This window comes from Caulobacter sp. NIBR2454 (assembly GCF_027474405.1).
In the GTDB taxonomy this organism is placed as follows: Bacteria; Pseudomonadota; Alphaproteobacteria; order Caulobacterales; family Caulobacteraceae; genus Caulobacter.
Genome location: NZ_CP114871.1, coordinates 1,573,980 through 1,586,407, shown reverse-complemented (window position 1 = coordinate 1,586,407; position 12,428 = coordinate 1,573,980). Strand labels below are relative to the sequence as shown.

Annotated in this window: 12 protein-coding genes and 1 tRNA gene; 3 read left to right on the top strand and 10 right to left on the bottom strand. The window is 67.1% G+C overall.

The window, feature by feature from the left end; genetic code table 11:
- Window positions 1–43 precede the first annotated feature (43 nt).
- The 3 genes from O5K31_RS07820 to O5K31_RS07810 form a co-directional block, all read right to left on the bottom strand.
- Window positions 44–478, bottom strand: a complete 435-nt coding sequence (locus tag O5K31_RS07820) for a DUF2948 family protein (RefSeq protein ID WP_269716738.1) — start codon at window positions 476–478, stop codon at window positions 44–46.
- 2 nt (window positions 479–480) lie between these two features.
- Window positions 481–1,767 carry a UDP-N-acetylglucosamine 1-carboxyvinyltransferase gene (gene murA / locus O5K31_RS07815; RefSeq protein WP_269716737.1) on the bottom strand — a complete coding sequence of 429 codons (1,287 nt, stop codon included), beginning with the start codon at window positions 1,765–1,767 and terminating at the stop codon, window positions 481–483.
- A 114-nt stretch (window positions 1,768–1,881) separates the two neighbouring features.
- On the bottom strand, window positions 1,882–2,055 hold the full coding sequence (locus tag O5K31_RS07810; protein WP_269716736.1) for a hypothetical protein: 174 nt from the start codon (window positions 2,053–2,055) through the stop codon (window positions 1,882–1,884).
- A gap of 65 nt (window positions 2,056–2,120) precedes the next feature.
- Between O5K31_RS07810 and O5K31_RS07805 the strand changes: the two genes are divergently transcribed.
- A tRNA-Thr gene (locus O5K31_RS07805) sits at window positions 2,121–2,195 on the top strand.
- A 562-nt stretch (window positions 2,196–2,757) separates the two neighbouring features.
- Here the strand turns inward: O5K31_RS07805 and O5K31_RS07800 are convergent.
- From O5K31_RS07800 to O5K31_RS07785, 4 genes are all read right to left on the bottom strand, one after another.
- Complete coding sequence (locus O5K31_RS07800; protein ID WP_269716735.1) at window positions 2,758–3,141, bottom strand: hypothetical protein; 384 nt, start codon at window positions 3,139–3,141, stop codon at window positions 2,758–2,760.
- Between the two features lie 63 nt (window positions 3,142–3,204).
- Complete coding sequence (locus O5K31_RS07795) at window positions 3,205–3,663, bottom strand: lysozyme (RefSeq protein WP_269716734.1); 459 nt, start codon at window positions 3,661–3,663, stop codon at window positions 3,205–3,207.
- Window positions 3,660–4,394 (bottom strand): DUF2793 domain-containing protein, encoded by a 735-nt coding sequence (locus O5K31_RS07790; RefSeq protein WP_269716733.1) that lies wholly within the window; start codon window positions 4,392–4,394, stop codon window positions 3,660–3,662. Before O5K31_RS07790 ends, O5K31_RS07795 begins: the two co-directional genes overlap by 4 nt.
- 79 nt (window positions 4,395–4,473) lie before the next feature.
- Window positions 4,474–5,481, bottom strand: coding sequence for an NAD(P)H-dependent flavin oxidoreductase (locus O5K31_RS07785; protein ID WP_269716732.1), 1,008 nt, complete (start codon window positions 5,479–5,481; stop codon window positions 4,474–4,476).
- A gap of 140 nt (window positions 5,482–5,621) precedes the next feature.
- Between O5K31_RS07785 and O5K31_RS07780 the strand changes: the two genes are divergently transcribed.
- Together O5K31_RS07780 and scpA are read left to right on the top strand one after the other, a co-directional pair.
- The gene (locus tag O5K31_RS07780; RefSeq protein ID WP_332367275.1) at window positions 5,622–7,442 is read left to right on the top strand and encodes a methylmalonyl-CoA mutase family protein; all 1,821 of its coding nucleotides are present in this window, start codon (window positions 5,622–5,624) and stop codon (window positions 7,440–7,442) included.
- A 2-nt stretch (window positions 7,443–7,444) separates the two neighbouring features.
- A complete protein-coding gene (gene scpA / locus O5K31_RS07775) occupies window positions 7,445–9,616 on the top strand; it encodes a methylmalonyl-CoA mutase (RefSeq protein ID WP_269716731.1) in 2,172 nt (723 codons plus the stop codon).
- Here the strand turns inward: scpA and O5K31_RS07770 are convergent.
- The 3 genes from O5K31_RS07770 to rlmJ form a co-directional block, all read right to left on the bottom strand.
- On the bottom strand, window positions 9,564–9,998 hold the full coding sequence (locus tag O5K31_RS07770; protein WP_269716730.1) for a DUF4112 domain-containing protein: 435 nt from the start codon (window positions 9,996–9,998) through the stop codon (window positions 9,564–9,566). The two genes, scpA and O5K31_RS07770, sit on opposite strands and share 53 nt — an antisense overlap.
- 765 nt (window positions 9,999–10,763) lie before the next feature.
- Window positions 10,764–11,459: a helix-hairpin-helix domain-containing protein gene (locus O5K31_RS07765; protein ID WP_269716729.1), complete on the bottom strand. Its 696-nt coding sequence runs from the start codon at window positions 11,457–11,459 to the stop codon at window positions 10,764–10,766.
- A 105-nt stretch (window positions 11,460–11,564) separates the two neighbouring features.
- The gene (rlmJ, locus tag O5K31_RS07760; RefSeq protein WP_269716728.1) at window positions 11,565–12,389 is read right to left on the bottom strand and encodes a 23S rRNA (adenine(2030)-N(6))-methyltransferase RlmJ; all 825 of its coding nucleotides are present in this window, start codon (window positions 12,387–12,389) and stop codon (window positions 11,565–11,567) included.
- Window positions 12,390–12,428 lie beyond the last annotated feature (39 nt).

Sequence of the window (12,428 nt, the reverse complement as noted above, 5' to 3'; positions counted from 1 at the left end):
GAGCCGGGCTATACAACATCAAGCCCGGCTGGCGAAGGCGGCGTCAGTCGGCGTGACCCGGAGTGCGGCTCGTGCGCCACGGCTCGGATACGTCCGCCAGGATCGCGTCGATGCACTCGACCTCTGCCCGTAGATCGCCGCCGCCCGCGAAGTTGAACAGGATCACCCCGCCCGGCGCGACGCCCGGCTCGAACGTGATCGACAGCAGCTCGACGACGGCCCCCTTGGCGTCGCGGCGCAGCTTGCGGGCCTGAACGGACAGGACCCCGCCCAATTGCAGGGCCGAACGAATGCGCTCGCCCCCCTTGCCCTTGCCGCCAGCTTCCCAGCGGTAGCGGTTGAAAGCCAGGGTCAGGCGCTTGGCCTTGGGCTCCCAGGTGATGTCGCCGATCTTGGACAACGCGTCCTGCAGAGCCGCCGAGATCACGGCCAGATCCCCGTCATCCTGCGCCAGAAGTCGAAGCGGTTCAGAGGCCATGATCAAAGCTCGTCCGGTTCGCCGTGGATCCGGCGCACCTGAGCGCCGCAGTTTCCAAGCTTCTCTTCCAGCCGCTCGAAGCCGCGATCCAGGTGATAGATGCGGCTGACCACCGTCTCGCCGCGCGCCACCAGCCCGGCGATCACCAGGCTGACCGAGGCTCGCAGGTCGGTGGCCATGACCTCGGCCCCTTCCAGCTGCTCGACGCCGCGCACGACGGCCTCGCCGCCTGACACCGAAATATCGGCCCCCAGACGCGCCAGCTCCGGCACGTGCATGAAGCGGTTTTCGAAGATGGTCTCACGGATGCGGCTCTCGCCCTTGGCCGTGGTCATCAGAGACATGAACTGGGCCTGCAGGTCGGTGGCGAAGCCCGGATAGACGCCGGTCTCTACGTCCACCGCGTTCAGGCGCGAGCCGTTGCGCTTGATGATGACGCCGTCCGGGGTCTCGGTGACGCCCGCCCCCGCTTCCTCGATCTTTTTCAGCAAGGCGTCGATCAGGCCCGGGCGCGAATTGGTCAGCCGCACTTCGCCGCCCGCCATGGCCGCGGCGACGGCGTAGGTTCCCATCTCGATGCGGTCGGGGATGACAGCGTAGGTCGCGCCGCCCAGCTTGGCGACGCCGGTGATGGTGATGGTGGGCGTCCCCGCCCCCTCGACCTTGGCGCCCATCTTGTTGAGGCACTCGGCGAGGTCGGCGATCTCAGGCTCGCAGGCGCAATTATGCAGCACAGTCACGCCGTTCGCGATGACGGCGGCCAGAAGGGCATGTTCCGTCGCGCCGACCGAAACGAAGGGAAACGTGATCTCGGCCCCCTTCAGCCCGCGTGGGGCTTGGGCGAAGACATAACCTTCGTGCAGGTCGATCTTGGCGCCGAGCGCCTCAAGCGCCTGCAGATGCAGGTCGACCGGCCGCGCGCCGATGGTGCAGCCGCCGGGCAGCGAAACCTTCGCCTGTCCGGTGCGGGCGACCAGCGGTCCCAGCACGTTGAACGAGGCGCGCATTTGACGAACCAGATCGTAGGGCGCGATGGCGCTCATGATCTCCGGCACATGCAGCACGGTTTCGGCGCCGTCAGCGCCGTCACTTTCGTCCACCGCGGCGCCCAGACGCTTAAGCAGCTTGCCCAGGAACTTGGTGTCAGCCAGCCGCGGCATGTTGGTCAGGCGCAACGGTTGGTCGGTGAGCAGGCTCGCCGCCATCAATTTGATAGCCGAGTTCTTGGCGCCGCTGATGGGGATTTCCCCGTTCAGCTGGGCGCCGCCCGTGATGGCGATTCTGTCCAAAATCTTCCCCTAGCCCTGAAGCCTGGCCTTACAGACCCGGTTCGGCCCATGTGAGCAGCGGTTCTACCTCACGCAAGGGGCGCCTCTACAAGTCCCCCGCGCGGAAAAACGCCGTCAGGGCTGCTCGTCGCTCGTCTTTTTCGGTGTTCCGGCAGCGCCGACCTTCCGACGTCGCAGATTCGCCCGAAGCGCCTGAGCCAGCTTGGCGTCACGCTCGGCCTTCGGATCGGTTTTTTCCTTGTCCTGAGTCATGTCTGAAGCGGTGTCGCGGCGAGTCGATGCGGTCAATATGAAATTTGATCGATTTTCGGCTTCACCTGCCCGCCGGTCTTCGCTATACGCCGCTCCTCTTCGCCGCCGTAGCTCAGTGGTAGAGCGCATCCTTGGTAAGGCTGAGGTCGGCAGTTCAATCCTGCCCGGCGGCACCACGGGGGCCCAGGTTTCAAGACCTGGGCCCCCGCCACTTCCCAAAAAATCAGATCAACGAACCTGGCCGCTTCTGCGACCGTTCAGGCGCGACGCTTTTCGACGCTCGCCATGAGCCGGGCGTACTGATCGAACAGCGTCCTCAAAACTATCGCCTGGTTGCCTGGCGCAGGTTTCGATGGGGGACGCTCGGGCACAGGGGTTCGATATCGGCGCAGCAGGCCGCCGCCGGTTGGCTCCGGCTCCGTCCGCCTTGGCCTTGACGTTCGGGCCAACTCAGCCTCCCCGCCGGCCAGGGTCTCCACGGCCGCTGGGCGGTCCTCCGGCCCCTCCTCAGGATCTGCGAAGGTCAGGTATCGCAGGCTGGGTTGGTTGATGCGGGCCAGCAGTCCATGCACGTCCTCCGCCATCAGACGCGTCCCAAGACGCACCGATCAAGAAGACCGCATGCGCGCAATTTAAAGTTGCGACGCCTGTGTTTGCACAAGGCAAAGTTCACCCGTCTCTCCTTGTATTCGGAGAGAGAACCCGCTCGGTTACAGCTGGTTTCGAGATATTTTTCTTTTAAGCGCCGCGGAGAACCGCGCCGACCAGCGCCCCCAGCACAAGGGCGCTGGCGGCGACGATCACTGTGCGCGCATGCACCGTGCGCCAGAGCCGCTGGCGCCACGACGCCTCTTGCTCAGGTTCGGAGACGCCGGTGGTGCTGGCGTTGGTCTCGAAGGCGATGCTGGTCGCGCCAGCCCGCTCGTCGGCGATCTGGTACAGGACTTCCGCCGCCTCCGGCCCTTGGAAAGGCAGGCCCAGGGTGGCGGCGGCGTCGTTCACGAGCGCGGAGAGCGCCGCGACCTTGTCGGTCTGGCTGAGACCCTGGGCGGCGACGAAATGCGCGGACGCGACCGTCCGGCCGTCGTTCTGAACCACCGCATTGCGCACATTCACGCCCATCTCGGCCTCCTTATCTGGACTCAATGTAGGACATAAATGCGCGAGCGCCAGCGCGGGGTATGGTTACGACGTCGCAGATCGCCAAAGCTTGATCTCGGCCGCCCGCCGATTGACCAGCCCTTTCAGCTTTACGCCTCCCGCATGGACGAAACGGGCCATCTGGTTGGGGACCTCGTCCAGCCTGCCCTCGCGCAGCAGCCGCCAGATCGTCCAATCCGCCCCGGCGCCCAGGTTGAAGACGAAGGACAGCAGCGCCGCGTACTGGTTGTCGCTGAGGCTATCGACCGCTTCACGGCCTATGCGGCCCTCGAGGCGTTTGGCGGCGATCTCGAGGTCCTCCGCCAGCCAGGCCAGCGCGACCAGAAGGCTGATCCTGAACCCCTTGCCGAAACCTGGAGCCGTATGACCATAACCGATGGTCCAGACGCCGCCGGAGTCGCGATAGGCCTCCAGCCGCAGGCCTTCCCATGCCATGACAAGGTCGCAGGCCGCGTCAGGGACTTTACGAGGAAGCGCGCTCATGACGCCGCTCCCTCAAAGGTCATCAGGTGGATGGACAGCCGCACCCGGCCGCCAGTGAAGGCGCCGCTCGCCGCGGTGAGGATCACCGGCGTGTCGGCATAGAAGGCCGCCGGCCCGACCACGCCGATATTGGCGCTTCCCGGCGCCGCGCCCAGCAGGGAGCCGAACTTGCCCGCCTCCCCCGCGACGCCGCAGCTGTAACTGGTCGCGCCGGTGACCGCCTGGGTGGTGCGGGTCGACACGCCCAGCACGATGGAGCGCGCCGGAATGAGAAGCGTGCTGGCCACGCTGGCGCCAGCCAGGGTCAGTTCCTGCTCGCGAATCTCGAACCGCGTCGCCGCGCCCCTGGGCGACAGGGCGGCGGTCAGGTTGCGAAAGGTGGACGATAACGCGGCCCAGCCCGCCTCGGTGCGGACGGCCAGAATCTGCTCGTCGGCGATCCAGGCAAGAAAGCCCGGCTGGATCGGCAAGGCCTCCCAGGCCCCGGCCTCAAACCGCATCAAGGTCCCGACAGGCTTGCCGCCCCAGTCGGCGCCGCTCGCCCCCGCTGGCAGGATGTGGAGCGCGCCGTCCATCGGATCGGCTGGTTGCGCGGCGACTGTGCGGCTGGCCACGGCCGGCTGAACCAGGCCGTCCAGCCGGCTCAGGGCCTCATTGAGGGTGACGTGTTTCTGGGCCTGGCCGGCGGCCAGATAGGGCAGCCCCAGACGGGGCGTCGCATCATCGGACAAGGGCGTCTCTCCATCGCGGAAAAGACGCCCAGCTTCAGTCCTCCGCCGCGGGGGCGGACTTGTGTGGAGTTATCCCCGTCTATCCGGCGGCGAACGACAGCTTGCCGCCCGGCGTCAGGGCCGTCTTGGCCGCCAGTTCGGCCTTGGCCGCTTCGTACTCCGCCGACAGACGGGCGATCAGGTCGGCGGCGGAGGGGATGTCATGGATCGCCCCCACGCCCTGGCCCGCGCCCCAGATGTCCTTCCACGCCTTCTTGGCCGAGTTGCCGCCCGAGCCGAAGTTCATGGCCGACGGATCGCTGACCGGCAGGTTGGCGGGGTCCAGCCCCGCCGCCACCACCGACGGCGCCAAGTAGTTGCCGTGGATGCCGGTGAACAGGTTGGAATAGAGAATGTCGTCGGCGGTGCTGTCGACGATCATCTGCTTGTAGCCCTCGACCGCATTGCCTTCCTTGGTGGCGATAAAGGCCGAGCCCACATAGGCCAGGTCCGCGCCCATGGCCTGGGCCGCCAGGATCGAGCGGCCGTGAGCGATGGCGCCCGACAGGGCCACCGGACCGTCGAACCAGGCGCGAATCTCCTGGATCAGGGCCAGGGGCGACAGGGTGCCGGCATGGCCGCCGGCGCCGGTGGCCACCGGGATCAGGCCGTCGGCCCCCTTTTCGATCGCCTTGTTGGCGAAGCGATTGTTGATCACGTCATGCAGGGTGATGCCGCCATAGGAGTGAACCGCGTGATTCACGTCCTCCCGCGCGCCAAGCGAGGTGATGACGATCGGGGCCTTGTACTTCACGCACAGCTCCAGATCCTCCTCCAGCCGGGTGTTGGACTTGTGGACGATCTGGTTGACCGCGAAAGGCGCGCTCGGGGCGTCCGGATTGGCCTTGTCGTATGCCGCCAACTCCTCGGTGATCCGCGCCATCCACTCGTCCAGTTGCGAGATCGGCCGCGCGTTCAGGGACGGGAACGAGCCCACAACCCCCGCCTTGCACTGGGCGATAACCAGATCGGGATTGGAGATGATGAAGAGAGGCGAGCCGATCACGGGCAGGCGCAGGCGGTCACGCAGGATGGGCGGCAGGGCCATGGTCGTCTCTCCCGAAGACTTTTGAATGTACGATGTAAGTAAAACGTCCGTTCCAACCGCGCAAGCACCGCTTGACTGACCTTGCGACGCGAGCGCATGACCGAAAGAAAAAATGCTGCATCGCAGCGGGAGCACGCAGGTTGGACGAAGAAATCCTCAAGCTGGCGGATGATTTCACCCCCCCATCCCACGCAGACTGGATGGCGCTGGTCGACAAGACGCTGAAGGGCGGCGATTTCGACAAACGGCTGGTCCGCCGCACGCACGACGGCCTGTCGATCCAGCCGCTCTACACCGACGCGCCGGTCGTCGCCCGCGACCTGCGTCCGCGCGATCCGGACGGCCCGTGGGATATCCGCATGGCTGTCGCTCACCCCGATCCAACCCGCGCCAATGCCGAGGCGCTGAAGGATCTGGAGAACGGCGCGGTCTCCGTCACCCTCAAGCTCGACCCGACCGGTCGGGATGGCGTCGCTGTCGGCTCGGCCGCCGACCTCGCCCGCGTGCTCGACGGGGTCTATGTGGACATGGCGCCCGTCGCGCTGGAGGCTGGGCTTCTCGGCCCGAAGGCCGCCGACTGGCTGGCGCCGCTTGGCAAAGCGTCTCCGGCGGCTCCCCTCGCCTTCCATCTTGATCCCCTGACCGCCTGGGCTCAGGTCGGCGTCAGCCCGGGACCGGTGGAAAGCCACATTGTCAGCGCCGCCACCGTCGCCGCGCGTCTGGTCCAGGCCTATCCCAAGGCCGAGCTGTTTCTCGCTAGCGGCCGCGCCGTACACGAGGCCGGCGGCGGCGAAGCGCAGGAGCTGGCCTTCATAGCCGCCGCCGCCCTGACCTACGCCAAGGCCCTGGTCCGGGCCGGCCTGCCCATGGACAAGGCCTTCGCCGGGATCACTCTGGGCGTCAGTCTGGATGGCGAATACTTCACCGGCGTCGCCAAGGTCCGCGCCGCCAAGGCGCTGTGGGCCAGGCTCACCGGCGCCTGCGCGATCCAAGCCCTGCCCCCTCGGATCGAAGCACGCTCCTCGCAGCGCATGCTCAGCAAGCTTGATCCCTGGACCAACCTGCTGCGCCTGACCGCCGCCGGTTTCGCTGGAGCGGTCGGCGGAGCGGACGCTGTGCGCATCGGCTGCTTCACCGACGCCGCCGGTCTGCCGACCGCCTTCGCCCGCCGTCAGGCCCGCAACACCCAGCTGGTGCTGATGGAAGAGAGCGCGCTCGGCCGCGTCGCCGACCCCGCCGGCGGCAGTTGGTATCTCGACACCCTCACCGACCAGCTGGCGCAAGCCGCCTGGACCGCTTTCCAGGCCATCGAGCAGGCTGGCGGCATCATCGCCGCCCTCGAGGCCGGTGTGATCCAGGACGAAGCGGACAAGACCCGCACGGCCCGTCTCGCCGCCGTGGTCAGCCGCAAGGACGGCCTGGTCGGCGCCTCCGAGTTCCCCAACATCGCCGAGACGGCGGTCGAGACCGAAGACGCAAAGGCCAGCCCCGCCGCCGAACAGCCGGAGGTCCGCGTGCCCGGCCCCGATAGCAGGTGCCGGCCCCTGACGCCCATGCGGCTGTCCGAACCCTTCGAGGCTCTGCGTGATCGCGCCGCAACGACCAAGCCCACAATTTTCCTCGCCACCATCGGCGCGCCGACCGACTACACCGCGCGCCTGACCTTCGCCCGCAACCTGTTCGCGGCCGGCGGGGTCGCGGCTGAGATCGGGACGGTCGAGGAATACGACGCCGGCAAGGCGTCCCTGGCCATCCTCTGCTCCTCGGACGACCGCTACGCCGAGGAAGCCGGCCGCGCCGCCAAGACTCTGAAAGCCGCTGGCGTGAAGCACCTCTTTCTCGCCGGCAAACCCGGCGACCTGGAGCGCGAACTGAAGGCCGACGGGGTGGACGAATTTATCTTCGCCGGCATGGACGCCGTGGCCGTCCTCGACCGCGCCTTGATCATGACGGGAGCCTGAACATGAGCCAGTTTCCCGACTTCTCCACACTGCCTTGGACGACCGAAACCACCGTCGCGCCGCCCGCCGCCAAGGCCGACGTCTGGGCGACGCCTGAGGGTATCAACGTCAAGCCAGCCTACGGGCCCGGCGATGTGGCCGAACTGGACTTCCTGTCCGGCTATCCGGGCCTGGCGCCGTTCGGTCGCGGCCCCTATCCGACCATGTACGTGACCAACCCGTGGACCATCCGGCAGTACGCCGGCTTCTCCACGGCCGAAGAGTCCAACGCCTTCTACCGCCGCAACCTGGCGGCCGGTCAGATGGGCCTGTCGGTGGCGTTCGACCTGGCCACCCATCGGGGGTACGATTCCGACCACGAACGGGTCACCGGTGACGTCGGCATGGCCGGCGTGGCCATCGACTCCATCCTCGACATGCGCACCCTGTTCAGCGGCATACCGCTCGACAAGATGAGCGTGTCGATGACCATGAACGGCGCGGTGCTGCCGATCCTGGCGCTGTTCATCGTCGCCGCCGAGGAACAGGGCGTTCCGGCCGCCAAGCTGAGCGGAACGATCCAGAACGACATCCTCAAAGAGTTCATGGTGCGGAACACCTACATCTATCCGCCCTTGCCCTCGATGCGGATCATTTCCGACATCTTTTCATATACTTCGCGCGAAATGCCGAAGTTTAATTCGATCTCAATCAGCGGCTATCACATGCAGGAGGCCGGCGCGACGGCCGACCTGGAGCTGGCCTACACCCTGGCCGACGGCATCGAGTACATCCGCGCCGGCGTCGCGGCCGGCATGGACGTGGACCAGTTCGCGCCGCGCCTGTCGTTCTTCTGGGCCATCGGCATGAACTACTTCATGGAAGTGGCCAAGATGCGGGCGGCCCGCCTGCTGTGGGCCCGCCTGGTGAAGCGGGAATTCAACCCGAAGGACGCGCGCAGCCTGTCCCTGCGCACCCACAGCCAGACCTCCGGCTGGTCGCTGGCGGCGCAGGACGTGTTCAACAACGTGCCCCGCACCTGCGTCGAGGCCATGGCCGCCGTGAACGGTCAGACCCAGAGCCTGCACACCAACAGCCTCGACGAGGCTCTGGCCCTGCCCACCGACTTCTCGGCCCGCATCGCCCGCAACACCCAGCTTTTCCTGCAGATGGAGAGCGGCACGACCCGCGTCGCCGACCCCTGGGGCGGCAGCTACTACGTCGAGCGTCTGACCCACGACCTGGCCGCCCGCGCCCTCAAGCATATCGAGGAGGTCGAAGCCCTCGGCGGCATGGCCAAGGCCATCGACCAGGGCCTGCCCAAGCTGCGCATCGAAGAGGCGGCCGCCAAGACCCAGGCCCGCATCGACTCCGGTCGCCAGACCGTGGTCGGCGTCAACCGCTACAAGCCGGAGGTCGAGGACGACATCCCGGTCCTGAAGGTCGACAACACCTCCGTCCGCAACCAACAACTGGAGAAGCTGGCCCGCCTTAAGGCCGAGCGCGATCCTCAGGCCCTAGCCGCGGCCTTGAAGGCGTTGGAGGACGGCGCGCGCGGCGACGGCAACCTGCTGGCCCTGGCGGTGGACGCCGCCCGCGCCAAGGCCACGGTCGGCGAGATCAGCCTGGCGCTGGAGAATGTGTTCGGCCGTCACAAGGCGCAGATCAAGGCTATCGAAGGCGTCTTCATGCGCGAGGCGGGTAACGACCCCGTCGCCCAGCGGGCTCGCGGCATGGCCCGCGCCTTCCAGGAAGCCCATGGCTCCAAGCCCCGCATCCTGGTCGCCAAGATGGGCCAGGACGGGCACGACCGCGGCCAGAAGGTCGTCGCCACCGCCTTCGCCGACTTCGGCTTCGACGTGGACATCGGCGCGCTATTCCAAACCCCGGCCGAGGCGGCGAAGGAAGCCGTCGACAACGATGTCCACGTGGTCGGGGCCAGCTCGCTCGCCGCCGGTCACCTGAGCCTTGTGCCTGAGTTGAAAAAGGAACTCGCCCGCCTGGGTCGCGACGACATCATCGTCGTGGTGGGCGGTGTAATCCCGCCGCAGGACTTTCAGGCTCTGCGCGACGCAGGCGCGGCGGCGATCTTCCCGCCGGGAACGGTAGTGGCCGAAGCCGCCGTCGAACTGCTGGAGCAGCTCAACCGCCAACTGGGTTATGAGCAGCCGGAGGTGACTTCTCCCGCCGGCTGAACGGCCAGCGCTTCGTCGTCTCCGCGTCCGCCGGCTTGCCGTGGCGCGCCTCGATATCCTTCTGGAGGGCCTTGGCCGCCATCAGGTGGCCGGGGAACAGGGTATCGACGGCCCAGCCTATGATCGGTACGCCAGAACTGGCGGTGTCGGCCACCAGATAGGCCGCCATGCGCGCCATGGTCGCCCCGCCCGCCTGCGAACGCACGGCGTGGGCCATCAGCAGCCCGCCCGCGCCCAGGCTGTAGATCGCGTTCGCGCCGGGTATCCAGGCGATCACGCCGTCCAGGCCTATGCCGAAAGGCCCGACCCCGACGATGCGGTCCGACAGCCGCTTGATGGTCTCGGCGTGACGCCAAGCCTGATGCGCGTGTTCTCTGCTCATGGTGCTGGAACGCCCATCGGCGAATGAAGCTCCACAGCGGGGAAATCGTCCACCTTATCCGCCCCCGTTTCACTTCCCGTACTCTTGCCTCGTCTCCGCGACGTGGAAGGGCGCGCGGCCAGCGCTGTTGCTTTGGCGGGGATGCGGTCGAGCGGGGCGAGGCGTGAGGGGGTTACTCACGCGGTCCGGGGATGGGAACGCTGGTCCCACCCGCCCGTCGGAGGCTTTGCCGGCTAAGCGCTAAGAGCGCTGCCTACCGGCGGCTCCCGGATAATGACCGCGCGGAGCGGACGGGCCTACGTCGAACCGGCACACTCCAAAACACATCGCCTGACGCAGATCAGGCCGCTCCGCCGCCCTTCCAACCTCGCGGGATTTCCCGTGGGGGTGCGGAGCTGTGCGTGCTTCGAGACGCGCTGGTGCGCTCCTCAGTATGACGTGCCTTGTTGCTCTACTGAATCCGTCATCCTGAGGAGGCCGAAGGCCGTCTCGAAGGACGCAAAGGGCTGACCCAAACCCGACTCCCTAGGCCTTGCGCCTAGGGTCCCTGTGTCCGCTTCCTCATCGCCAGCGGTGGGCCGAGGCCCTGCCCGCTGACCGAGGGACCCCAGGCACAGGGCCTGGGGAGGCGAAGCTAGAATGCAAAGGACTCAGGATGAGGGTGACAGCGCGGCGGGCTTGAACGCCGCCGCGCCACATCCTGAAACGTCCCTCATCCCCGGCCCCTCTCCCATCCAGGGAGAAGGGAGAGGCAACCCACCTTCTTCAGTGGATCGCAGCTTCCGCGAACCGTTTGGCTTGGACGACCCAGGCGTCACGAACCGCACGGCCCTTGAGGTCCAGATCACGATCAACCGCCGCCAGGTCATCGTCGGTCCAGGCGGCGATATCGGCGAAGGTGCGAACGCCGCGGGCGGCCAGGGCCTGGGCCAGACGAGGTCCGACCCCGACCAGACGGGTGAAATCATCGACAGCTTGTGCGGTAGCGTCGGCCATCACCTCAGCGGCTTCGGAGACGGCGTCGGCCGCCGTTTCGACGACCTCGGCGCTCTCGTCGGCGAAAGATTCCGCAGGCGGCGGCGCGCCGGTCTCCACGGCGATGTCGCCCGCCTCCAGAGTATCGAGACTCACCTCCTCCACGGGCTCGAAAGCGGAGGTGACCGGTTCCGCCATCTCCTCGACGACTTCGGCGGAGGTTTCGACAACCGCTGCGGTGGTTTGCGCGACCGCCTCGGCAGCCGCCATCTGCGGGGCCAGCGCCGCCTCAAGATTGGTGGGTTCGAGCGCGGCGGAAAGGATCGACATGCGCGTCCAGGCGGTCATCCACCACCAGGCGGCGCCCATCCCTGCCGCCGCCCCGAAGGTCAGCCACAGCGGAGAGGCGACGCCGATCGGAAAGCGCAACGCGCGCTCGGCGTCATAGTCAGTTGAAGGGGGAGAGAACGAATACGCGCTGTCCATCGACGGATCTCCAGAAGTTCTGGTGGGGGATCGGGCGTGTTGCAGCGCAGCGTAACACAGTTAGCAAATGCGAAAAGGCTCAAGACTGTGACACTTGCACGGAACTCAAGTCCGCCAAATGCGGGCCTCCCCGCCCGCATCGCCCAGGCGCTCGGCCACCCAGCGACAGATTTCCATCGCCGGCTCGACCACGGCATCCGGAGCGCCGACCATGACCATGGCGCAGCCGTTCATCTTCATCGGATCGTTGAGAGGCCGAAGCCGCGACTCCGCCACCAGCAGCGAGGTGTCCGCCTCGTCCTCAAGCTCCCGCAGGAAACGGTCAAGCGTTTCAAGGTCCTTGAGCGGGACCCAGGCCGCGGCCGTCGTACCGGGGTTTTTGCGGCGCACCGAGCCGATGCAGCGAGCGATCTGCTGGTAGTCATCGCCGCGCTCGAACGGCGGATCGATCAGGACGAAGGCGCGGCCCTTGCCCGGTGTCCTATCAAAGGCGGCGGCGTATCCGTCGGTGTTGAGCGCCTCGGCCATACGAAACGGCTTCAGGGTCTCCCGCAGCGTCTCGTGATCGTCCTGCCGCAACTCGCAGGCGAAGTAGCGATCTTCCGGGCGCAGGGCCTTGGCCACGAGCAGTGGCGAGCCCGGATAGATCACCACTTCGCCGCCCTTGTTCATCGCGGCCACGGCCCCCTTGAGGGCGTCGAAGGCCGGAGGACTGTCCTGGGCTGCCATCAGGCGGAACACCCCCGCCGCCGCTTCGCCGGAACGCCGGGACATCTCGCCGGTCAGGTCGTAGGCCCCCGCGCCCGAATGGGTGTCGATCACCGTCAGCGGCCCGCCTTCGGCCGCCAGCGCCTTCATCAGGGCGGTCAGGACGCCGTGTTTGACGAGGTCGGCGAAGTTGCCGGCGTGGAAGGCGTGACGATAGTTCAAGGCGCGGGTCCTGGAAGCGGAACTGTCCCCTCGCCTACC

Coding starts and splice junctions, on each gene's coding strand:
- O5K31_RS07820 (WP_269716738.1), bottom strand. CDS start 478: ATGGCCTCTGAACCGCTTCGACTTCTGGCGCAGGATGACGGGGATCTG.
- O5K31_RS07800 (WP_269716735.1), bottom strand. CDS start 3,141: ATGGGCGTGAATGTGCGCAATGCGGTGGTTCAGAACGACGGCCGGACG.
- O5K31_RS07795 (WP_269716734.1), bottom strand. CDS start 3,663: ATGAGCGCGCTTCCTCGTAAAGTCCCTGACGCGGCCTGCGACCTTGTC.
- O5K31_RS07785 (WP_269716732.1), bottom strand. CDS start 5,481: ATGGCCCTGCCGCCCATCCTGCGTGACCGCCTGCGCCTGCCCGTGATC.
- scpA (WP_269716731.1), top strand. CDS start 7,445: ATGAGCCAGTTTCCCGACTTCTCCACACTGCCTTGGACGACCGAAACC.
- O5K31_RS07770 (WP_269716730.1), bottom strand. CDS start 9,998: ATGAGCAGAGAACACGCGCATCAGGCTTGGCGTCACGCCGAGACCATC.
- O5K31_RS07765 (WP_269716729.1), bottom strand. CDS start 11,459: ATGGACAGCGCGTATTCGTTCTCTCCCCCTTCAACTGACTATGACGCC.